Source organism: Paenibacillus sp. FSL P2-0121 (assembly GCF_037975345.1).
In the GTDB taxonomy this organism is placed as follows: domain Bacteria; phylum Bacillota; class Bacilli; order Paenibacillales; family Paenibacillaceae; genus Paenibacillus_AQ; species Paenibacillus_AQ odorifer.
Genome location: NZ_CP150245.1, coordinates 5,419,808 through 5,443,164 on the forward strand (window position 1 = coordinate 5,419,808; position 23,357 = coordinate 5,443,164).

Genomic DNA, 23,357 nt, shown 5'->3' on the forward strand with positions numbered 1-23,357 from the left:
TACTCGAAATGATGATAATTAGGGAAAACATCCCTAATGATGTGCAAGATTCGAATGTTCATCTATCTTTTTGGGAAATACTCCCCAAAAACTCATGAAATCAGGTCTTTTTCTATCTTTTCGAGCGTTTTTTAGGGAGGTTTTCCCTAAAATCTCTTTTTTTCGAGCATTTAGAGAAAAATAGAGGGAGGTTTTCCCTAATTTCATTTTCCAACAGAAAAATATCTACAGCTACGTCGACTATGAGACCCCCAAATTCTTCTTAGCATTAGCCTTACTTATAAGCTAAAAGCTTGCCCTAACTTAGTTCATTTTTACTGATCCATTACCAAAAACCCCAGCTGCAAATATCAGCTAGGGTTCAAACTCTCAATTTCATTTTCAAATTCCTATCATTCTCAATCCCATTTAGCAAAGTATGGAAGTTCCTCCGTTTTCAAATGCACTCCAGCCAGGCTGCGGCGCAGCAAGCCACGCCTACCCTCGCCTTCATGCAACAGTTGTCTGCGACCTGTACGAATATATTCCTTCTCCCATTGTACACACATTCAAAATTATCTTACTTATTGGATTTATAATCTTTTATTTTAATCCCCAAAACCATATCCTTCTGATATGCGTCAGCTTGCTTCAAACCAATAATCCTTGGGTCTGAAGGGTAGTGACGTTCAAGATATAACAAAAATGCGTGATGAAACCTAATTTCGGCATCCAATTTATTCAGTTCATTCGGATGATTCTCTAGTTCGGTTAATTCTGCTTCCCATCGATACAAATCGCTCGCCTCAGAGCGCTCCATACGAACCTTCTTTGTCAGCTCCCGCAACTCACGATAGGCGCGTTTTACTTTTGGAGAGTACAACTGCTTCTGGTTCAAATAGGTTAATAATGCGATCAATAAGGCTAACCCTGTCCACAAAATAACGTTATCCATCTTCTCCCCCCACACTTAAGCTCTTCGCCCTAATTATACATGCCCAAACGCAAAAATACCCCACAAAGTGAGGTATCCGCCTTAGCTTTTTTAGCTGCTATTCTTTCTTCATAATCTCATTCAGCTGACGTTTGTCCGCTTCTTGTGCGCGATCCTGAGCTTCAATATCATCAAGATCGGCTTCCGCCGCCGAGAATTCTACATCCTCTGCTTTAGCTTCGTATAACATTTTCAATTTCTCCGTCTTGGAGAAGATTTGTGAGTTCTCTCTATCCATTGTTCGTCTCCTTTCTTCTTACTCAATGAAGTGCCTGATCAGGCCATCCCGCCTGCTTCTTCAATTAAGCGCAGAGCCTGATCGTAGGACTTCGTATGCACAATAACCGTAAGCAAAATATCTCTCCCCGTTGGACCACCGTTACCACCATGACTCATCCCGCTAGAGCTGGTGTCCGCAGCTGCAAGTATGCCTGTGTGTGCATGCTCAGCAGTCATGGAGTCCATTCTGGCCACATTGCCTGTCACCGGATTTACCCCTGAGCTAAAGCTGGTACCTCCATATCTACTGAAGCGATCAATGGAAACTTCAATGGCCCGAAGTGCACGAAGCTTGCGCGCGACGCCTTCGGCTTCCTCTGGACTTTTAAAATATGCCAAAATATATCTTTCCGACATCTTATCCCCGCTCTCGCTTGAAATTCAGATATCTATTGCATTCATTTATATTGTCTTAATTTCATTTGTTTTATGCTCTGATTTTCTTATATTCCACTTATCTACTGGGAATTCGACATTTTCCTCAACGCTTCGCTGCAATATGGTACTAAAGTTGTATATTCGATTTGAAGTTATAGCTGTAGAATAAATTTAATTTTCATAATTTTTTACATTTTATTTTGAGGAGGAGAACCACAGACTCATTGCAATACAAAAAAATTCATTTGGGAGGATGAACTTATTTGAAACGTACCTTTAAACACTCTATTCAAAGATTTGGTATTGGAGCGGCAAGCTTCGGACTGGCTGTGTCTGTTCTTTTTCCATCAGCTGCATTTGCGAACTCATCCCTTGAATCTTCAACCCTGGTTACGGATGTACAGTCTCAAAGTGTAACCCCTCATAACTATGCTGGAATACTCAAAGGTTCAGCACCAGTATCAGTAATTGTGGAATTGACTAATAAACCAGTCAGTGTGTATGTAAATGAGGCAAAAACTTATTCTTTACGATCCTCAGTCTCCTCACAACGCAGTAAAATTATCTCAGAGCATAAAAGCTTTATTTCCTCAACACAGAAAATCGATGCCGATATCGGTTTTGAATACAGTGAGATTTTTAACGGGTATTCCATTACGCTGCCAGCCAATCAAGTAAACAAGCTGTTAGAGCTTCCAGGCGTTGCGGCTATCTATCCAAATGAAGAAGTACATGCACTAGCAGACAGTGTTGAAGTAGCGACATTACCTGTTACACGTTCCTATTCAGACAGCGGCAAGCTAATAGGCGCGGACAAACTACATGATTTAGGTTACACAGGCAAAGATATACAGGTAGCTGTTGTTGATACTGGTATTGATAAGAATCACCCTTTGTTAAAAGATAATTATAAGGGTGGCTATGATGTATATGATCAGGATGATGATCCGGCTGAAACAGCCCCTGATGCTAACTTCCCTCCAAGAGCAGGTACTCCTTACGAAACCTCGCATGGTACACACGTTGCCGGGACAATTTTAGATGTGGCACCTGAGGTAGAATTGTATGCGTATCGCGTACTTGGTCCCTATGGATCTGGTTCCACAGCAGATGTAATTGCGGGTATTGAGAAAGCAGTCGATGACGGAGCAGATGTGATTAACCTTTCTCTAGGCTCTAGTGTCAACCAAAGCTATTCCGCGAGTTCAATCGCGATAGACAATACCGTAAAATCGGGCGTGAATGTTATTGTTGCCGCCGGTAACGCTGGACCGGATGCAGGAACACTGGGCGAACCCGCTGGTGCCCAACTCGCGCTTAGTGTTGGAGCTTCTACTACTCCGATAAATACCCCTTTCTTTGATATTGGCGATGTTAAAAAGATTCCCGGGACATTAGCCAGTTACTCCCCAGATTTAATCGATAATATTGCTGGCAGTAAGATCGTTTTCGCTGGTCTTGGGAGTCATTCCGATTACAAAAATCTGGATGTCAAAGATAAGGTAGTGCTTGTTGATCGGGGCTCGCTGAGCTTCTCAGACAAATCTCTTAATGCCAAAGCTGCTGGTGCGAAGCTTTTGCTGATTGCCAATAATGAGCCTGGTGAAATCAGCCCCACCCTTGGTGCGCCTGGGGATTACATTCCTACCTACGGAATCAGTCAAGCCGATGGCAAAAAAATAAAAACTCAGATGGCTGCTGCTAAAGATATAATCAGTTACTATATAGCGCTTGAAGTAAATCAGTTAGCAAACTTCAGTTCTATGGGTCCAGGGATGCCCGATTATCTAATAAAACCTGATGTTGTAGCGCCCGGAGTCAATATCAACTCGACGATCCCTAGCTGGGATGGGAACTATGACCATGCTTTCGGCTTAAAAAATGGTACTAGCATGGCAACCCCACATGTTGTAGGAGCTGTGGCTTTGTTACTGAGTAAAAACTCTGATCTGAAGCCAAATGAAATTAAAGCTCTGCTGATGAACAATGCTGATCCTATCTTTAACCGTGATGGGAATTCTTACTCCTTGTACCAACAAGGTGCAGGTTTAATTAATCTGGAGAAGTCGATAAACGCTAAATCCATTGCTAAAGTCGGTGAGATCCTTAACAGCGGTCTTCCGGGTACTGTTGAAATTCCTTATTACACAGGTTCCTTATCCTTCGGCTTACAGCCAAAGGGTGTTACTGTAACGAAAGCTGTCTATGTAGAGGACTTTAAAGGGAATGGAGAAACATACACCCTGTCCACCAAATGGCTGACAGAAGCTCCTACTGATATTAGTATTGATTTTGCACCAAACAGCGTTACCTCAGGGGCAGATCAATATGCACAATTTACACTCAATGTATCTAAAACAGCAAAAGAGGGCGCACATGAAGGCATCCTGTTACTTACCTCTGATACAGAAACCCTTCGTCTGCCATTTAACGTTGTTGTAGGTGACCAATTTAATGTAGCACCTATTAATCAGCTCTCTTTTGAAAGTCCACAAATTTCACCTAATGGTGATGGTCGCTCAGACGACACCACCTTTACCTTTTCTGTCAATGAAGAGCTGGAAGGCATAAGTTTCGTTGCCTCTTCAAAAGATGCTCCTGAAACAGTTTTAGGTGAAGTTTATGCGATCGATGAGAAGATCTATCGTGGTGTATACGAAGTTCCAAATTGGGATGGAACATTAACAGACCTGGAGACCTCCGCCAAGTCTACTTTAGCAGATGGTCACTACTACATCATTCCTGTGCTTCCCAATGGGCAACTGCTCGAGAAACAAAAGGCCGAGTTCACAATTGATACCGAGAAGCCACTAGTTTCCGGCATCACCATTGAGGAGTATGAACGCGAAGCGCCAACCGATCCTGGCGTGGCACAAATTAGTGGTTTCATTGATGATGACCTAATGGCCTATTATATTTCTAATACAAACCCTATTGGAAACTGGTTTACCGTATATGCCGAAGGCAAACATTATGATGGGAATGCTTATAAATTTGGCGGTGTGATTGCAAATAACGGTGCCTTTACCATTGATGTTCCTGTTAACGAGGGGCTAAATGAGTACAAAGTCCATGTGGTCGATAAAGTTGGCAATGGTGCAGACGACGATGATTACGTTCAGCGGCTGCTTTATAGCACAGGGGACGGTACTTTCACAGTAACTCCGGCTCTTTCTGCATCCACCATTGAAGTAGGACAATCTGTGACCGTTAATTTAGATTATTCCGTGACAGATGAGGTTTATGGCGTCTATGGGGCTTCATTCGGTGTCATATACGATGATTCCCTTGAAACACCGGTAATCCAGCCAAGCGTACAGCTGGTTACGTATCAAGAGGAGCATTTCTCTAGTGTTCCACTTACAGAATATTCACAAACGTATGATCTTGGAGACGGCCACAAACTGACACAATATAGTGTCAATCTGTCAGGAGGTGCTTATCACGGCTCTGGCTCACTAGCCCAAATAACCTTCGAACCAGCAACAGCAGGAGATTATTCCTTTGAGCTATATGATGTCCAGATTTGGAATGATGCCACAACATCAACTATCCCATCTGGTTTGAGAACAGTAAGTGTAACTGTAAACACACCTGAAAAACCTACACCAACGCCGACACCGACACCAACGCCAACACCATCAGCAACGCCAGATCCAACAGAAACACCAACACCGACACCAACACCATCGCCTACATCGCCTCCATCTTCTGAGTCGTATGTACCTACAGCAACCAGCACTCCCACTCCTGGACCTTCTTCCAAATCCGGGAAGCTAGTAGAGACAGCCGATCCAGCTAGTGGTAAAGCTTCAGCGGTGTTTAATATCTTAGATACTGCATTAACAAATTCGATTCAGAATGCAAAAGATAAGACTTCTGTACTTGATCTTAGCGATGTGAATTTCAATAAGTATAGCCAAGTCGTTATTACGCTTACCCCGGCGCAAGCTGAACAGTTGAAGAAATCGGAGAATGCACTCAGCCTTAACGGTAATGGATTCAATGTTCTTATTCCAGCGGCAACCCTTCCGGATTTCATTAGCAGCAGTGGTTTGTTGCTTACGATAAGTCTGGCTGATGCTAGTGATGCAGCAGTGTTATCAGGAAGCTCAGCTGCGATCAATATTGGTTCTTCCATTCTTACCATCAAAAATGGTTGGACAACCGGAAAGCCGGTTACCCTTCAGCTTAATCTAAAAGACAGCAGTCTACGTGATGCTCGAAAAACTGCCGCCTATGCAGAAACAAAGGATCATAAATGGTCCTATCTGCAACCTGGATCTTTCTCTAAAGAAGGTATTCTACAGTTTACAGTTACTGGCGACGGCTCTTATAGCGTTGCATCCCGTAATGTAAGCTTCAAGGATATCGGCACACACTGGGCTAAAGGCGATATCGAAGTTCTTGCTGCTCATAGCATCATTGCCGGCAAAGGAACCGATGGCAGCTTCAAGCCTGCTGACACCTTAAATCAAGCGGAACTGTTAACGCTCTTCGACCGTCTACTCGGAAAAGGTGACACATGGAATACTCGTATCAAACAAAGTGGTTCACGCGATGTGCTGACTCGCGAAGAAGCAGCCCTTATCATTGCTGAGGCCCTAGGCGCTGATCTTACAGTAGCTAAGACTCCTTTGAGCTTTAAGGATGCCGACAACATCGCTGCAGAAGCACGTAACGCCGTAGCCTATGCTGTAAGCAAAGGTTATCTCAAGGGCGTTGGTGCGGACAACTTCAATCCACAAGGCACTCTGACTCGTGCACAAGCAGCAACGATTCTGAGCCGTGTGTTTGAGGACCTACGTTCTTAAACAGTATCTAGTTGAACTCTCAAAGAAAGCCCCAGCAGCCATTTGGCTGCTGGGGCTTTCTCGTCTTAAGGTCACATCTGCGGCGTATACGAGGCAACTATCGGACACAGTTGCACTTAAACGCTGAATTATGCGACATTTGCCATGCCAACGGACCCCATAGTCACTATTAGCACGTAAAACACCAATCATGGGCGCTTTTCTGAGCAATAGCTGCACTGGAGTCCGAAACTTCGCTCAAAAGGAGAAAAATGTGCTAATTGCATCAGCTGAGTCCGACTTCGCACAAAAGGCAATAAATTTGCAAATAGCGTCAGCTGGGTCCGTATGCCTCCAGATTCTTCCGGGTCCTATCCACGCAGAAGATTATGCTCGGCACTATCGGACACCGTTGCACTTAAACACTAAATTATGCGACATTTGCCATGCCAACGGACCCCATAGTCACTATTAGCACAAAAAACACCAATCATGAGCACTTTTCTAGGGAATAGCTGCACTGGAGTCCGAAACTTGGCTCAAAAGGCGATAAATTTGCAAATAGCGTCAACTGGGTCCGTATGCCTCCAGCGTCTTTCGGGTCCTATCCACGCAGAAGATTATGCTCGGCACTATCGGACACCGTTGCACTTAAACACTAAATTATGCGACATTTGCCATGCCAACGGACCCCATAGTCACTATTAGCACGAAAAACACCAATCATGAGCACTTTTCTAGGGAATAGCTGCACTGGAGTCCGAAACTTGGCTCAAAAGGCGATAAATTTGCAAATAGCGTCAACTGGGTCCGTATGCCTCCAGCCTCTTCCGGGTCCTATCCACGCAGAAGATTATGCTCGGCACTATCGGACACCGTTGCACTTAAACGCTGATTTATGCGACTTTTGCCATGCCAACGGACCTCATAGTCGCTATTAGCACGAAAAACACCAAATATGAGCACTTTTCTAGGCAATAGCTGCACTGGAGTCCGAAACTTCGCTCAAAAGGCGATAAATATGCAAATAGCGTCAGCTGGGTCCGTATGCCTCCAGCCTCTTCTGGGTCCTATCCACTCGGATGATTATTCTCAGCGCTATCGGACACAGTTGCACTTAAACGCTGGATTATGCGCTATTTGCCATGCCAACGGACCCCATAGTCGCTATTAGCACGAAAAACACCAAATATGAGCGCTTTTCTGGGCAATAGCTGCGCTGGAGTCCGAAACTTCGCTCAAAAGGCGATAAATTTGCAAATAGCGTCTTCTGGGTCCGCAAGCCCACCTAGATAATTCAAAGCATATAGTGTGTTTAAAAAAGCTGGAGACCAGTCGGGGGTTTCAAGGTTACAGGGTTCGCGGTTCGCGGTTCGCGGTTCGCGGTTCGCGGTTCGCGGTTCGCGGTTCGGGGTTGCCGGGGTTGCCGGACTTGTCGGGGTCACCGGGGTTACCGAATTTACCGGGGTTACCAGGTTTACCGAGGTTACGGGATTGGCCGAGTTAGCCAAACACGCAGAATTCCGCAGGTTCAAGCATCACAGCTCCTCCAAAGATTTGCATGAGGTTGGTTAACTGGCCCTGCCCTAATCTCATGCCTGGACAAAAACGCAGAGCAGCGATCCCCCAATAACGGGAGGTCGCTGCTCTGCTGTCTTTTTCTATTCATTTACTGAATGAATGAGTTAAGATATCAGTCCCCGCGAAACGCACGTTTCACACGATCAAAGAAGGACTGCTCGTGCTCATGTGTGTTTTCTCCGTTCAGAGAAGCGAACTGGCGTAGCAATTCTTTTTGCTCTTCATTGAGCTTGCTAGGTGTCACAACAATTACCCGTACATGCTGATCACCTTGGCCAGATCCACGCAGACGTGGAACACCTTTACCTTTGAGGCGGAAGAAAGTGCCTGTTTGCGTTCCGGCAGGAATCTTCAGCTTCACTTTTTCGGTTAAGGTTGGAATTTCAATTTCATCACCAAGTGCTGCCTGTGCAAACGTAAGCGGAACCTCGCACATAATATCATCGTTCTCACGCACGAAGAAATCATGCGATTTGACACGGATAACAATATACAAGTCTCCAGCAGGACCGCCGCGTAAGCCGCCTTCGCCTTCGCCAGTCATGCGCAGCTGTGCACCGTCATCAACACCGGCCGGGATACGCACATGGATCTTGCGTTGCTTTTTAACCTTACCCTGTCCGGCGCAAGTCGTACATTTTTCCTTAATAATCTTACCTGTACCACTGCAGTGTGAACAAGGACGACGATTACGCATCTGTCCAAGCGGTGTATTCTGTACGAATTCCTGTTGTCCACTACCATGACATACGGAACAAGTCTCTGGTTTAGTGCCCGGTTTAGCCCCGGAGCCGTAGCAGGTATCGCAAGTTTCTGTACGTGGAATAGTAATATCGGTTTCTTTGCCGAATACCGCTTCCTTGAATTCAATGGTCATGGTATACTGCAAATCCCCACCGCGCTGCGGTGCGTTAGGATCACGGCGTCCGCCGCCTCCAAAGAACATATCAAAGATATCGCCAAGTCCTCCGAAGTCGCCACCACCGCCGCCTCCGAAGCCGCCCATACCTTGGTTAGGGTCAATATGGCCATATTGGTCATATCTAGCTCGCTGTTGTCCATCACTAAGAACATCATAAGCTTCTTTTACTTCCTTAAACTTAGCTTCAGCGTCATCTGCTTTATTCACGTCTGGGTGATATTGGCGCGCCAATTTCCGGTACGCTTTTTTCACCTCATCGTCTGAAGCATCTCTACTAAGGCCAAGCACTTCATAATAATCGCGTTTATCTGCCACTGCTTTCACCTCCGTGCATACATACTCAAATTCCTTATTACCTGTCAAACAAACCATTATACGATAAAGCCTCAGGATCTGACCATCCAGATTCAGCGATGTTTATTCTTACAATATCAGAAGGCGCATTCGCAAAGAGTGTGCAATCTGATATTACAAAAGGAAAGTCAAAACACGGGATGACCCGGTTTTGACCTTCCCTTCTTAACTATATAAGAATTTATCAGTTTCCTATTACACTTATCGTATAAGGTTACCCTTGATTCTTATCTTCGTCAACAACCTCATAGTCAGCGTCAACTACATTATCTTTTTTAGGAGCGCCTTCAGCGGCTCCAGCGCCACCTTCAGCACCTTGCTCAGCTTGAGCAGCTTGTTCGTACAGCTTCATGGACAACTGTTGTACAATCTCAGTCAATGCTTCTGTAGCTGCATTGATTTCTTCAAGATTGTCAGTTTCAAGTGCTGCTTTAACTTTATCTTTAGCTTCATTTGCTTTTTCAACATCAGAAGCATCAGCTTTATCGCCAAGGTCTTTAATTACTTTTTCAGTAGAATACACGAGTTGGTCAGCACCGTTCTTCGCTTCCACCAGTTCTTTACGCTTACGGTCTTCCTCAGCGTGAAGCTCGGCATCCTTCATCATTTGTTCTACTTCTGCGTCGCTCAGGCCGCTGGAAGAAGTGATAGTGATTTTTTGGCTCTTGTTCGTGCCTTTATCTGTTGCAGATACATTTACGATACCGTTGGCATCAATATCGAAAGAAACTTCGATTTGTGGCACGCCACGTGGTGCTGGTGGAATCTCGTTCAGCATGAAGCGTCCCAGTGTCTTGTTGCCATTTGCCATTTGACGCTCACCTTGTAGCACGTGAATCTCTACGCTAGGTTGGTTGTCAGCAAAGGTTGAGAATACTTGGGATTTGCTTGTAGGAATCGTAGTATTACGCTCGATCATCTTCGTGAACACGCCACCTGCAGTTTCAATACCCAGGGAAAGCGGAGTTACATCAAGCAATACAACGTCTTTAACATCACCAGTCAATACACCCGCTTGAACAGCAGCACCAAGAGCTACTACTTCATCCGGATTCACACCTTTGTGTGGTTCTTTGCCAGTAAGCTTTTTGATAGCATCTTGTACAGCTGGGATACGTGTAGAACCACCAACCAGAACGATTCTAGTAAGGTCTGCAGGGGTCATGCCAGCATCAGACAATGCTTGACGAGTTGGTCCCAAAGTACGTTCTACCAGACCAGCAGTCAGTTCATCAAATTTCGCACGAGTCAAGTTGATCTCTAAGTGCTGAGGTACGCCGTCAACCACAGTGATGAACGGAAGCGATACAGTTGTTGTCAGTACGCCTGACAATTCTTTTTTCGCTTTTTCAGCTGCATCTTTCAAACGTTGTACAGCAGATTTATCTTTGCTCAGATCAATGCCTTGCTCTTTTTTGAATTCGGATACCAGGTAATCCATAACCACTTGGTCAAAGTCGTCGCCACCCAGCTTGTTGTCGCCGCTTGTAGCTTTTACTTCGAAGAAGCCATCACCAAGTTCAAGGATGGATACGTCAAAAGTACCGCCACCAAGGTCATAGACTAGAATGGTTTGATCTTCGGATTTCTCCAGACCATATGCCAAAGCTGCTGCTGTTGGCTCGTTCACAATACGCAGAACTTCCAAACCTGCAATTTTACCTGCATCTTTGGTAGCTTGACGTTGGCTGTCATTAAAATAAGCAGGAACAGTGATAACTGCTTGAGTAACAGTTTGACCAAGATAAGCCTCTGCATCGGATTTCAGCTTTTGCAGAATCATTGCCGAAATTTCTTGTGGGGAGTAGTCTTTACCATCAATGCTTTCTTTGTGGTTAGTACCCATGTGACGTTTAACAGAGCTGATCGTACGGTCAGGGTTAGTAATCGCTTGGCGTTTAGCCGTTTCACCGACGATACGCTCGCCGTCTTTCTTAAAACCTACAACCGAAGGGGTTGTACGCGCGCCTTCTGGGTTTGGAATTACTACGGCTTCGCCGCCTTCCATAACGGCAACGCAAGAGTTCGTGGTTCCTAAGTCAATACCGATAACTTTACTCACAATAATTTGCCTCCTCTAAAGTTATATGGAGCCTAAGCTCAATAAATTTATAAAAATATCAAAAAAATTCGATTGATAATAAACTATCCGGCAACAGCCTGCAATCGGATAAATAGTAGGCAAAAGCACTGCTGCTTTATGGCGAGCAGAAACTGCCCGTCCTATATAGACAGACTACATGCTGACTTTGACCATGGCCGGACGAAGAACTCTATCTTTCAGAAGATATCCCTTTTGAACCTCTTCTGTAACGATACCCTCTTCGTACTCCTCGCTCTCAACCTGCATAATAGCCTGATGGTATTCAGGATTAAAAGGCTGTCCTACTGTTTCCATAGCTGTAAGCCCCTCAGCCTTCAATACCCCATCCAGCTGACGGAAAATCATATTAACGCCCTTCGCGAAAGCTTCGGATTCAGGATTAGCTGGAGTAGTGACTAACGCACGCTCGAAATTGTCCAGCACGGAAAGCAATTCCGTCAGGAGCTTGGAGGTAGCATATTGAGCCAACTCTTCTTTTTCCTTCTGGGTACGACGACGGAAGTTATCAAAATCAGCTTGTGCACGCAGTGCACGACCTTGATATTCATCAGCAAGATCCTGTAGGCGTTTCACCTCAGCACCTGTATCTGAAGCACCTTCACTAACGTTTTCAGCTGTAAATGAGTCGGCATCTGAGACTACTTCAGCTACAGGCTCCTCATTGATCAATTCCTCTTTGAATTCATTAGAATCTTGAACTTGTTCCTTTTTCAAGTTGTCTTCACCTCCTTAAAATCATTCACGAAATCATGTTGACTCTGTTCACTTATACCAGTGCGCCAGCATCGCTGTCAAATCTCGGGATAAAATGCCCAAGATCCCCATCACTCTTGCATATTCCATACGGGTCGGCCCAAGGATCCCAATGCTTCCTAGTGCCTGCCCATCAAGTGAATAAGTGGCGGTGATCAGACTACAGTTAGCGAACGCTTCGTGATTGTTTTCTGTTCCTATTCGTACTTGAATACCTGTGCCACCCACTGTAGGGGCCAGCATTTTGAGCAGTGTCGGTGTCTCTTCCAGCAGATCAAGAATACTCTTCACCTTGTCTACGTCTTTGAACTCAGGCTGTGTCAGCATATTCGTTGCTCCGCTGAGATAGATGCGCTGCTCTTGATCGCTTTCCAGCGCGGTGTCCAGCACCTGCATTAATTCTTCATAATGTGAGATGTGACGCTGCATTTCTTCGCCAAGCTCGGAATAGAGCCGAGTCTTCAGCTTATAGAGTGGTACATTGACCAGTTTACTATTCAGTAGGTTAACCACTTTCTCCATCTCGGAAACAGAAATCTCCGGCGGAATGTTCACCGTACGATTCTCAACTTGCCCCGTACTTGTGACGATAATGGCCACAGCGGTTGTATCATCTAATGGTAACAACTGAAAATGACGCAATGAAGTATGAAAAACCTCCGGTCCCAGCAGGATGGAAGTATAATTCGTCATATTGGAAAGAATCATCGCCGCATGTTGGATTACCTGCTCCATTGCATTTAGCTTCTCGGCAAAAAAAGCGCGGATCGTGCCCATTTCTGCCGTTTCGGCGGAATTCCACGGTACCAAATGATCCACATAATATCGGTATCCTTTATGGGAAGGAATTCTTCCCGCCGATGTATGAGGCTGCTCGAGATAACCTAAATCCTCTAGGTCAGCCATTTCATTTCGAATCGTAGCCGGACTGTATCCTACATCTCCCCGTTTAGAAATGCTGCGAGATCCTACTGGCTCTGCCGATGAAATATAATCATCCACAATTGCATTTAGTATCATTCTCTGGCGATCAGTTAACATGTTATTCCCTCCTATCGGCTGTGGCTCCGATTCGTTAGCACTCGACTCAGATGAGTGCTAACCACTAATACAAAAATACCAAACTGACATTGACATTGTCAAGTCAGTTCAGTATCTTAAGCACTGCTATTTCATCGCAGGCATGCTGCTTTTTACAATTCACGCAATCTGTCCATACTTTTTCAGGGAAAATCTCTTTCTGGACAACTTCAAATCCATTTCTAAGAAAAAAATCAACAGCATAGGTTAGTGCCATAACCTTTGGGATTTTCTGGTTCCTAGCTTCCTCGACCAGCTTCGCCAATATCATGGAGCCTACGCCTTTACCCTTACCTTCATCATTCAATCCAATTGAACGAATCTCTACGAGATCATTCCCGAGCTTGAAAAGTGAACCACAGCCTACGAATCTGCCTTCGATTTCGGCAACTACGAATTGATCGATCTGGCGTGTCAGCGCCTGCCGGGAACGGGGCAACATGATGCCGCGCTGGGCATACTCTTCTATCATTAGATACAATGGCTCAACGTCTTCTACCACAGCATTTCTACAAATCACCTGTGCGTCTCCCGCTGGAGACGAATGGCGAATCATTTCCGTCTTGGCAAGCACTTTGGTTCACCCCTCTGTTGATAATATGAATAAATATACAACAGAGTGAATTACAATTCAAGGGGTATTTTAAAATTAAACTTCTGTCAGGGCGCCTACAAATTCAGCAAAAACATCGTTCCCAAACAAGATTCCTTGCTTGCTGAGTCGGTAAACCCCTGCTTCTTGTTCCAACAGCCCTGCATGCAGCATTTTATGCAAGGATTTTTCGAATACTTCCTCTATTGAACGCCCGAATTGCGCCTGAAAAGCTTCATTAGAGACGCCCTCATGCATACGCAAGCCGACCATCATAAAGTCTTCCATCGCTTCTGCTTCTGAGATTGGGTATGCATCCAGTCGTGGCAGCCCTTTACGTGTGGCTTCTACATATGGATTTACGCCCTTAACATTAATATGCCGCTGACGCCCCACATATCCATGTGCTCCTGCTCCTAGACCATAATAATCTTCATTACGCCAGTAGGTGATATTATGGCGGCTCTCCATTCCTGGTTTCGCGAAGTTACTGATCTCGTATTGATTGTAACCCGCTTCCTTCATAGAGGACATCAACAGGAGGTACATTTGCAATTCATCTTCTTCATTAGGAAGAGGAAGCTTGTTCTTATTAAACAGCGTGTGAAAAAGAGTATTCTCCTCCACCTTCAAGCTGTAAATAGAATAGTGGGGTAGATCCAGCTCCAACGCCTTGCGGATACTTTCGCCCAACATCTCAACAGTTTGATTAGGCAGCCCAAACATCAGGTCAACCGAAAGATTATTTAGTCCAACTGCACGTGCATTCTCTAGACTCCGGTATACATCATCTACATTATGAATCCGGCCGATGCCTGTGAGCAGCTCGTTCTGAAATGCTTGAACACCAAAGCTCACCCGGTTCACGCCGCCTTCTTTCATAACCGTCAGCTTGTCCAGATCCGTTGTTCCAGGGTTAGCTTCCATAGAGAACTCAATATCTTTATCCCAGTTGGGGAAATGCGTGCGAACAGACTTTAAGAAATAAGCCATTTCATCAGGTTTTAAAACAGTGGGGGTGCCTCCGCCGACGAAGATCGTTTTGATAACACCCGGAGGGGTGTTCTTGACGGTCTGCTCCATCTCTCGATCCAAAGCTTCGAGATAATCCATAACTGGCTGATCCTTGAGTACATAGGAATTGAAATCACAATAAAAGCACTTATTGGTACAAAAAGGGATATGAATGTATACAGCCTCAGGGGGACGGCCATTAGTCTTCGTTGTCATTAGCTGTCTCCTTTATATAAAAATATCGTTTGAATAGTGTAATCTAAAAAACAAGAAAAGGGAAGCCTGACGGCTTCCCTCCGAGGGCGTTCATTTATAAATGAACTCTATTTTATAATATAAGAAAGTATAAGTTTTACGTTATCCTATATATTTTGTATTTCCCGCAGAAACGGATACCGTCCCTATAAGGACGGCAAAGCCGTTGCTTCTTGATAAATCCGCATTTCCACAAGTTCGGCATGTACTCCACCGTTAGTTTCATGAATAACGATCCGGACAGCATCTGTAAGGACAGGCTTCTCTAATCGATGAACATTCTTCCGGCGATGGTTATCTTTGACACGGAGCATGACTTGCCACGCGCCATCAATGAGCAGCTCTACATCATAGTTCTTTACCAGTTCAGGAATCACTAGAAATGGCGTTTCATGGTGATGTAAGTTGATGAGATCTTCATTGACATCATCATTAAAGGTGAAATGGATTTCGGAGACTGGAGCAGCATCCGGGAGACGCGCCTCTACCCACTCCGATCTACCCGCGGTCATCGGCTCAGAAACCCAGCTATGTGGTCCCGCGAAAGGTCGAACATATCCATCAATGACTTTAGATGCAGCATATGCCGATGTTTCTACTGCAAAGCAGAAATGCCTGCGTACAAGTTGTTTCATGCTCCACTCTATCACCGGCTGATCTGGCTGATGATCCTCCAGCGCTGAATCAACAACGGATTTAGCACCTCGCTCAAATGTAATGACACCTGTGATTGGGGTTTGTGAAATATGCAATTGAAGGTGTTCATTAGCTCGAATAATAGCGAAGATATTACATTCGCCGATAAGACTACATTTCTCCTCTTGTATCGGAACTTCAATCCAATGCTGTTCTCCAGCCTGTACTGTTAAAACATCAACCTGTTTGCACTCCGCCGGCACGTAATTTTCCGCACGTCCAGTCATCCAGATCTCCACGGTCAGCTGCGTCTGAATACTTGCTGACACAAGCAGCCTTAACCCACGGATACTTCCTTCAACCGGAAACAAAATCCCTACATCATGAGAAAGCTCATAAGCTTCGGCTGGACGATCCAACAGGATACCATTCAACGTGCTGGATGCATGAATCTCGCTTTTTCTGGCGAGGTCCAGTGGATCTTCGTTACGTAATCCAATAATCGAAGCATCTTGCTTTAACATCACCTGTTGCAATTCATGCATATGCTGCTCGCGAATTTCACGTGGGGTCACACCTTTGATGACGGATAAAGCTGCACCTGCTCCAGCTGCTTCACCCATGATCGCACAGGTTGCCATAACGCGTGTTGTTCCAAAAGCCACATGAGATGCACTGATATTACGACCCGCGAAGAATAGATTCCGCACATTCTTCGAATATAGCGAACCAAATGGAATATGGTAGATCCCGTCCGCATGCAGATGCTTGGAGCCACTCTCTTGTGCGTACATCCCTTGCGGTGGATGCAGATCAATCGACCATCCTCCGAATCCAATCCGGTCTGCAAATTCACGCTGCGCAAGAATATCATTTTGCGTTAAGATCGTATCGCCAACAAACCGTCTGTATTCACGTTTACCCGGAATTGAGCCAACCCACTCCAGCGTCATATTTTCGGCATCAAAATGACCTGAGTTTTTAATGTAATCCCAAATCCCATAAATAACAGAGGATAGTTCATCACGTATACGTTCATTCTCATCCACCGTATCAAGCTCGCCGCCCCACTCAATCCACCAGTAGTGACAGCCTGAATCCCCACTCCGAATGACCCGGCGGATCGGGATAGACGTTGTTGTAATATCCTTCGCGAATGAGGGTGCAACATAACGTACCGGTTTTCCAGTATCCTGTGTATAGAATAATAATGTACTGCCTAATGTAATATTATCAGGCACTTCTGGTGCCCATTCCTCATTAAATTCATGACGGGCTTCACGTCCTAATCGAAAATCCGCTCCTGCTAGGAAGCCCACTAAACCATCACCCGTACAATCGATGAAAGCATCGCTCTCGAACGTGATTAAACGCTCAGATCCCATCATCCAGCCGGTCACACTCTGAATCGTACGCTCCTCTGCCTCACCTTCCGCTTCCACTTCACGTACATCGGTATTTAGGAACAAGCTGATATTCGATTCTGCCTTCACCGCTTCGAGCAAGGTTAGATCCCATAGATATGGATTCCCTTCCGGGTTCCGGTATTGATTCTCGATGAACAGCTCACCCATAATGCCTGTCTCCCGTGCATAGCGATTTACACCATGTCCTGTTGCACCACATACCCATACCCGAACCTCTGAACTCGAGTTACCACCAAGTACAGGACGATTCTGTACCAGTGCTACCTTTAACCCAAGACGTGCTGCAGCAATCGCCGCGTTCATCCCTGCAAGTCCACCCCCGACCACTGTCACATCGGATTTAACCGTTTCTGTTCTCATGTCAGTATCCCTCCTATAGTTAGCCTTTCACAGCCGAGCTAGAAATCCCTTGAATAATATATTTCTGACCTATGAAGAAGATAACAATCATTGGAATGATCGCAGCCGACGAAGCGGCCATCATCCCGTTGTAATCCACATTGTTCTCAAGAATAAAATTCTGCAATCCAAGCGGAATGGTATATAGCTTAGGGCTCTGCAAAAATACAAGCGCATTCTCATAATCATTCCATTGCCAGGAGAAATCAAGAATAGCAAACGTAGCGATTGCCGGCTTCGCTAATGGCAGAATTAAGCGGAAAAATATTTTGTAATGACCGGCTCCATCCAGAAAAGCAGATTCCGTAATTTCCTTAGGAATGCCCATAAAGAACTGCCGAAGCATAAATACACCGAAGATCGAGAACATGGCTGGAAGGATTAGGGCCAAATGCGTATTGTAAATCCCAACCCAGTTAAACATGATAAACTTAGGAACAAAAAGCACCTGCGGTGGAACCATCATCATGGATAGATATATGACAAATAGGCCATCCCGCCCTTTAAACGAAGTACGTGAAAATCCGTAAGCGGCAAGGGCAGATAGAAACACAGCTCCCGCAGTCCCAATAATCGATATCTTAAGTGAATTTAAATAATACGGAACAAAATCATAACTTCCTGTCCACACCCGAATATGATTGCTCCAGTTGAGAGATGAAGGCAGCCATTCGTTAAACACCTCGGCAGGTGTCTGAAAAGATGTGCTGAGCATCCATAGAAAAGGCACAATCATAAATAGTCCTAGAACAAACATGATGATCGTCACTGGCAGCTTCACCTTCATGTTTCCTGCTTTTTCATTCATACCGCCTGCTCCTTTAATTTATGGTTTCGGGGCCTCCCGCAAAGCTCCACTTTGTGGGTTTAATTAGTAATGAACCCAGCGCTTTTGGCCGATCCACTGAATGACTGTAATGACGAGAATGACGGCGAACAAGAACCATGAAATGACTGAAGCATATCCCATATCGTAATAACTGAATGCTGTTTTATAAACGAATAGTGATAAGACCGTCGTACTTCCGCTAGGTCCTCCAGCCGTAATGGCTTGAATAATCGAGAACGATTTCATCGTCATAATTAATCCGGTAATCATTAATAAAAAAGTTGTTGGACTAACAAGAGGCCATACAATTTTCCATGTTGTTTTGAATGTGCTTGCACCATCGATCCGGGCAGCTTCCAGCTGTTCTGTCGAAATTTCCTGTAGTGCTGCTAAATATATGATCATATTGTAGCCAAGCATCAGCCAGATCTGTACGATATCAATGGCATACATTGCGGTTTCCGTATCCGCAAACCACCCTGGCGGCGATGTTATGCCAATCCAGCGAAGCAGTTCATTGATGGGTCCCTGTGAAGGCTGAAATAGCAGCATCCAGACAAATGCAACGGCTACTCCACTAGAGATATACGGCAGGAAAAACATTCCACGCAATAATCCTTTAAGATACACACTGCGGTTTAGAAATAGCGCCACAATAAAAGCGAGCACCATCGATACTGGAACCGATATCAGGAATATCACCGTATATTTGATCGAGGCATAGAAATTATCGTCATGGAACAACCGTTTGAGATTATCCAGCCCGGTAAATTGCCAATTCGGATTTGAAAATTGATAATTCGTAAACATCAGGACAAAGGAAAAGATTGCAGGAATCACAAAGAATAAGAGAATACCAATCATATTCGGGAGAATAAAAGTCATGCCGATCCAGCCTTGTCTGTCCATCCAGCTTCTCCGCTTCACGGTATCGCCGCCTTTCGTATGCTGAAAAATGGGTACACGAAAGAGAAGAACGAAGAATTCTTCCTCCTTCTCTTTTGTGCCAGCTATTTCTTTATTTCATTAACTCTTGCGAACGGGTTTGCATATTTTTCATCGTGGTATCAATATCTTGCTTATTTAAGAAGTATTTTTCATACTCTTCTTTACGTGCATCAATGGCTTGTTGAGGTACATTTAGCTGGAAGGATGGGAATTTGCCGAATACAATATTATTCATTGAATCTGTATCATATTTGTCTTCTACACCATTCAAGAGAAGGCTCATCGCTTCCTTACTGTCCACACTCTTAGAGGCTGGAATACGACCCCCGCTTGCCATTGGCAGCATACCGCCATCCGCATACCATTTTGCGAACTCCCAAGCCGCATCCAGGTTCTTGGACTTTGCATTAAGAGCAAGCATGTCGCCCACACCGCCCGAATATTTATAATCCTTTTGATCTTTATTCACTTTTGGAATAGCGGCGAACGCGGTTTTGAAATCATGCGGATAGTCCTTCAAGTTGTTCGCATTGCGGAAAATAAACTCACCGGCTGCCAGCATTGCCGCTTTGCCTTGCAGGAACATGGTGTCAACCGGCATTTTACTGGTCAGCTGCTCCCCATATTCCGGTGTGGATTTGTCCACGAACATCATGTTATGCAATATTTCCAGTTGCTGTTTCCAGAGATCATTTCCAAAGTTTGAAGTACCATCCGCCTGTTTCACACCCATTCCAGCAAGCGTACCGTCCATCGTTGTTGCGAAGGAGGAATCTGCCTGCAATAATCCGTACACACCAGGTTTCGTTAGCTTCTTCGCATACTCCTCAAGATCTGACCAAGTCCAGTCCACCGCAGGAATCGGTAATCCTGCTGCATCCAGCATATCTTTGTTCAACCATACAAACGCCATGTTTTTCTTTGTAGGAATCCCATAGTATTTATCATTGATTTTCCACATCGCTGCGTCCTCGCCGATCTGGCTGTCGATATCATAATCTGTTTTCGTGCTTAGATCCAAGGCAACGCCTGCATCCATACGTTTCTGTAAATGAGCAAGATCGTAGTTCATGAAAAGGTCTATGTTTTGATTGGTCATCAAAGCAGTGTCCAGCTTTAAGTTGCCTGCATCGTCATTTACATTACGGATATACTCGACTTGAATATCTGGATGATCTTTATTCCAGTTATCAACTACAGCTTGAGGCCCGGCTTCTGCAGGAACTGCCCCCCACATCGTAAGCTTTATTTTCTCCTTTGCTGGTTCTCCATTTGCGCTGCCCTGCGATTCATTACTTCCACCACTCCCACAACCAGCCAGCATCGTACCTGCTAATAAGACAGAAAGCACTGCAGGATACCACTTTTTCTTCATAGATAGCTTCCCCCTTGGAAGGATTATGTGTTGTGCTCTACATCTATAACTTTATCATCAGAGCGGATTCTGGGGGATGAACTACATTTGGGAACTTATAGAACGTTTTTTGGTTCTTTACGGAATTCATTTGGCGTGACACCACACCACTTTTTGAAGATTTTTATAAAATAATTATCGTTCTCAAAGCCTACTTGCTGCCCAATCTCGCTAATTGTTAGCTTCGTTTCTGCAAGCAGCATTTTCCCAGCCTGAATCCGACGCTCTTGAATATAATTGGTCAACGTTTTCCCTGTCTTTTTCTTGAATAAGTCACTTATATAGCTGGCATCCATCCGGATCAACTCTGACATGGATTTGAGCGAGATGTCCTCAGCATAATGTTCTTCAATATAAGCTATAATTTTGTTCATCTCCACATGATCTGTCGGTCCCGTTTGTTGCTTCTCAGGAAACCATTTATCGGCCTTCTTCATCTTCACCATTCGCTCCAGCTCGGCCTGGACCTTACCCATAGTCTGCTTCAAGCCTTGGAGATCTAAAGATAACTTCAAAATGTAGTCCGAAGCCCCAAATACGAGCGCCTGCCGGGCGTATTCAAATTCACTCAATGCGGTCAACATTACAAACCGGCAGTCGAAGCCTTCCTCTCGCGCAATTTGAAGAAGCTTCACCCCATCCATCACCGGCATATTAATATCCGTCACTACCACATCAGGCTGCAGCTCACGAATCATTTGCAAGCCTACTTCTCCATTCTCCGCCTCACCTATAATTTCAAACGGGATTCCAGCCTTTAAGAATAGCTTCCGTATACTTTTAACCGCAGGTTGTTCATCATCCACAATTAACGTTCTCCACATGTGAGCTTACCTCCATCGTAAGGTTTTGAAATAAGGAATGGAAAATGGATGATCACTTCAGTTCCTGTGTCTGATGACACAATGTCCATACCTGTCCGTTGATTCTTGAACAACAGCTCCAAGCTCTCCCTAATATTCTGAACACCGATTCCTTTACGTTTCCGTGTAGCCTTATTCAGCTGTGCTCTTTCTATCCCCATGCCGTTATCTCTAACCTGCAGATACAGCTGTTGCTCAGTCACTTTAGCGGAGATATCAATTCTCCCTTGTTTTACAGACTGACCGAAGCCGTGAATCAAGCTATTTTCAATTAAGGGCTGCAGACAAAATTTAGGGATTAATGCGTATTGCAGTTCCTCGTTGATATCATATTGAATTTCAATCCCATGTCCAAAACGTTGCCGCTGTATCTCCATGTAAGATTCTATTAGTACGATTTCATCCTTTAACAGGATCAAATCGACTTCAGTATTTAAGGTTGTCTCCAATATTTTTCCTAGTGAAACACAAATTCCATAAATTTCATCATCATCTTTATCTAAGGCAATGCTCTTTATCGTATTCAATGTATTTAGTAGAAAATGCGGGTTCATCTGCGAAAGTAATACCTGAAATCGAACGAATTGCTTCTGTTTTTCTTCAAGCTGAAGTCGCTGCAACAGCTCATTTAAATCATGGATCATGATATTGAAACTCTGAGTCAGGGCAAGAATCTCTCCCCGCCCTTGCTCGGGTAATTTCATTTTGAGATTCGTCTTAGCGGTCATTTCCATCTTCTTCTGTAGCTTCTTAAGCGGTACTGTAATCGTCGATGATATGAAATAAGTTAATAGAACAAATAGCAGTAGAATGATTCCAAATCCACCAAAAAACCGTCGTTTCTGCTTGTCTACCTCAAGAAATAGCTGTGCTAGCTGCACCTTTTTAACAACGTAGCCATTTAACTCCTCGATGTAGCTGTATGTGTATAAACTTTCCTCCTTCGGGTCGACAATGGATGCAGCACGCCCCGTCTGCCGCTGGTTGGCACTCTTCACAATACTCTGCGCAATATCAGGGGAAAAAGTCTCATCCTTAAGCGGATTAAGCATCACACCCCCCAAGGCATCGAGTAGAAATAAAGCCCCTTCCTGTTTACTCCCTAACGTTGATCTAGTAAACCACTCCTCATAATCGATACTTAATCTTGCATAGGCATAAATATTCAAACCATTATCACGCATAACCTCATAGAGACTAAGCATTTTCTTACTTGTTGTACTTTCCCGGACCACATTATTCTTGTCATTCGGATTCCATATATATCGATTCGTTCCTTCTCGCTTCAATGCTTGAACCCAATCCTCCGATTGGATTTCGTCGTAGCTCAAGGTTTCCTTTGGCATAAAGGAAGTGTATGCGTTTCCATGAAGGTCGATTAATGTATAATACACCGTCGCTCCACTCATAAAGAATGTATTTTCAATCGCTCCAAACTTGTTTTCAACGAGTTTTTTTCTCGTGATTTCATCAGATTGCTCGGGATTCTTCATTATCGATAAAATCGTCGTATCTTGTTCGAGTAATGACCCTGTTTTCATCACGAGACTCATGAGATCAACAAAACCATTCTTAATACCAATAAGCTGCTCTATGTTCTTCGTTTCCGCATTATCCTGCAGCATTTGTTCTGTCTCTTTAAAGTTATATAGAACGAGTATGGCAATGGGTGTTAGTACCAACAGCAAGAAGGCTAACAAAATCCGATTCTTAAAGGTACTTGGCGTAAGTTTCAAATATAATCGCTTCACGAGGACTCCCCT

The 23,357-nt window shown here is 44.5% G+C and carries 17 protein-coding genes; 1 reads left to right on the top strand and 16 read right to left on the bottom strand.

Annotated elements, in window-relative coordinates:
- Nucleotides 1-398 precede the first annotated feature (398 nt).
- From MKY54_RS23975 to MKY54_RS23990, 4 genes are all read right to left on the bottom strand, one after another.
- Nucleotides 399-548, bottom strand: a complete 150-nt coding sequence (locus MKY54_RS23975) for a hypothetical protein (RefSeq protein ID WP_175619034.1) — start codon at nt 546-548, stop codon at nt 399-401.
- A gap of 11 nt (nt 549-559) precedes the next feature.
- Entirely contained in the window at nt 560-934 is a 375-nt protein-coding gene (locus MKY54_RS23980) for a hypothetical protein (RefSeq protein WP_076128956.1), read from the bottom strand.
- A gap of 97 nt (nt 935-1,031) precedes the next feature.
- A complete protein-coding gene (locus tag MKY54_RS23985; RefSeq protein WP_036683923.1) occupies nt 1,032-1,211 on the bottom strand; it encodes a YfhD family protein in 180 nt (59 codons plus the stop codon).
- Nucleotides 1,212-1,249: 38 nt separating this feature from the next.
- Complete coding sequence (locus MKY54_RS23990; RefSeq protein ID WP_076128954.1) at nt 1,250-1,609, bottom strand: hypothetical protein; 360 nt, start codon at nt 1,607-1,609, stop codon at nt 1,250-1,252.
- 284 nt (nt 1,610-1,893) lie between these two features.
- On the opposite strand from MKY54_RS23990, the gene MKY54_RS23995 reads away from it, so the two are divergent.
- The gene (locus tag MKY54_RS23995) at nt 1,894-6,444 is read left to right on the top strand and encodes a S8 family serine peptidase (protein WP_339188175.1); all 4,551 of its coding nucleotides are present in this window, start codon (nt 1,894-1,896) and stop codon (nt 6,442-6,444) included.
- A gap of 1,672 nt (nt 6,445-8,116) precedes the next feature.
- Here the strand turns inward: MKY54_RS23995 and dnaJ are convergent.
- From dnaJ to MKY54_RS24055, 12 genes are all read right to left on the bottom strand, one after another.
- Entirely contained in the window at nt 8,117-9,241 is a 1,125-nt protein-coding gene (dnaJ, locus tag MKY54_RS24000; RefSeq protein WP_036677487.1) for a molecular chaperone DnaJ, read from the bottom strand.
- Between the two features lie 253 nt (nt 9,242-9,494).
- Nucleotides 9,495-11,342, bottom strand: a complete 1,848-nt coding sequence (gene dnaK / locus MKY54_RS24005) for a molecular chaperone DnaK (protein ID WP_036677488.1) — start codon at nt 11,340-11,342, stop codon at nt 9,495-9,497.
- A 174-nt stretch (nt 11,343-11,516) separates the two neighbouring features.
- Nucleotides 11,517-12,098: a nucleotide exchange factor GrpE gene (gene grpE, locus MKY54_RS24010; protein ID WP_036677491.1), complete on the bottom strand. Its 582-nt coding sequence runs from the start codon at nt 12,096-12,098 to the stop codon at nt 11,517-11,519.
- Between the two features lie 48 nt (nt 12,099-12,146).
- The gene (gene hrcA / locus MKY54_RS24015; protein ID WP_036677493.1) at nt 12,147-13,178 is read right to left on the bottom strand and encodes a heat-inducible transcriptional repressor HrcA; all 1,032 of its coding nucleotides are present in this window, start codon (nt 13,176-13,178) and stop codon (nt 12,147-12,149) included.
- A gap of 103 nt (nt 13,179-13,281) precedes the next feature.
- Nucleotides 13,282-13,773 carry an N-acetyltransferase gene (locus MKY54_RS24020; RefSeq protein ID WP_051490987.1) on the bottom strand — a complete coding sequence of 164 codons (492 nt, stop codon included), beginning with the start codon at nt 13,771-13,773 and terminating at the stop codon, nt 13,282-13,284.
- A gap of 93 nt (nt 13,774-13,866) precedes the next feature.
- Nucleotides 13,867-15,039 (bottom strand): radical SAM family heme chaperone HemW, encoded by a 1,173-nt coding sequence (gene hemW, locus MKY54_RS24025; protein ID WP_076105910.1) that lies wholly within the window; start codon nt 15,037-15,039, stop codon nt 13,867-13,869.
- A gap of 185 nt (nt 15,040-15,224) precedes the next feature.
- Nucleotides 15,225-17,501, bottom strand: a complete 2,277-nt coding sequence (locus MKY54_RS24030) for an FAD-dependent oxidoreductase (protein WP_339188178.1) — start codon at nt 17,499-17,501, stop codon at nt 15,225-15,227.
- Between the two features lie 19 nt (nt 17,502-17,520).
- Nucleotides 17,521-18,348 (bottom strand): carbohydrate ABC transporter permease, encoded by an 828-nt coding sequence (locus MKY54_RS24035; protein ID WP_076129699.1) that lies wholly within the window; start codon nt 18,346-18,348, stop codon nt 17,521-17,523.
- Between the two features lie 63 nt (nt 18,349-18,411).
- Nucleotides 18,412-19,296 carry a sugar ABC transporter permease gene (locus tag MKY54_RS24040; RefSeq protein ID WP_249267723.1) on the bottom strand — a complete coding sequence of 295 codons (885 nt, stop codon included), beginning with the start codon at nt 19,294-19,296 and terminating at the stop codon, nt 18,412-18,414.
- Nucleotides 19,297-19,387: 91 nt separating this feature from the next.
- Nucleotides 19,388-20,692, bottom strand: a complete 1,305-nt coding sequence (locus tag MKY54_RS24045) for an extracellular solute-binding protein (protein ID WP_076141557.1) — start codon at nt 20,690-20,692, stop codon at nt 19,388-19,390.
- A 95-nt stretch (nt 20,693-20,787) separates the two neighbouring features.
- A complete protein-coding gene (locus MKY54_RS24050; protein WP_076141556.1) occupies nt 20,788-21,555 on the bottom strand; it encodes a response regulator in 768 nt (255 codons plus the stop codon).
- Nucleotides 21,540-23,345, bottom strand: a complete 1,806-nt coding sequence (locus MKY54_RS24055; protein WP_254848730.1) for a histidine kinase — start codon at nt 23,343-23,345, stop codon at nt 21,540-21,542. The genes MKY54_RS24050 and MKY54_RS24055 overlap by 16 nt, the downstream gene beginning before the upstream one ends.
- Between the last annotated feature and the right edge of the window lie 12 nt (nt 23,346-23,357).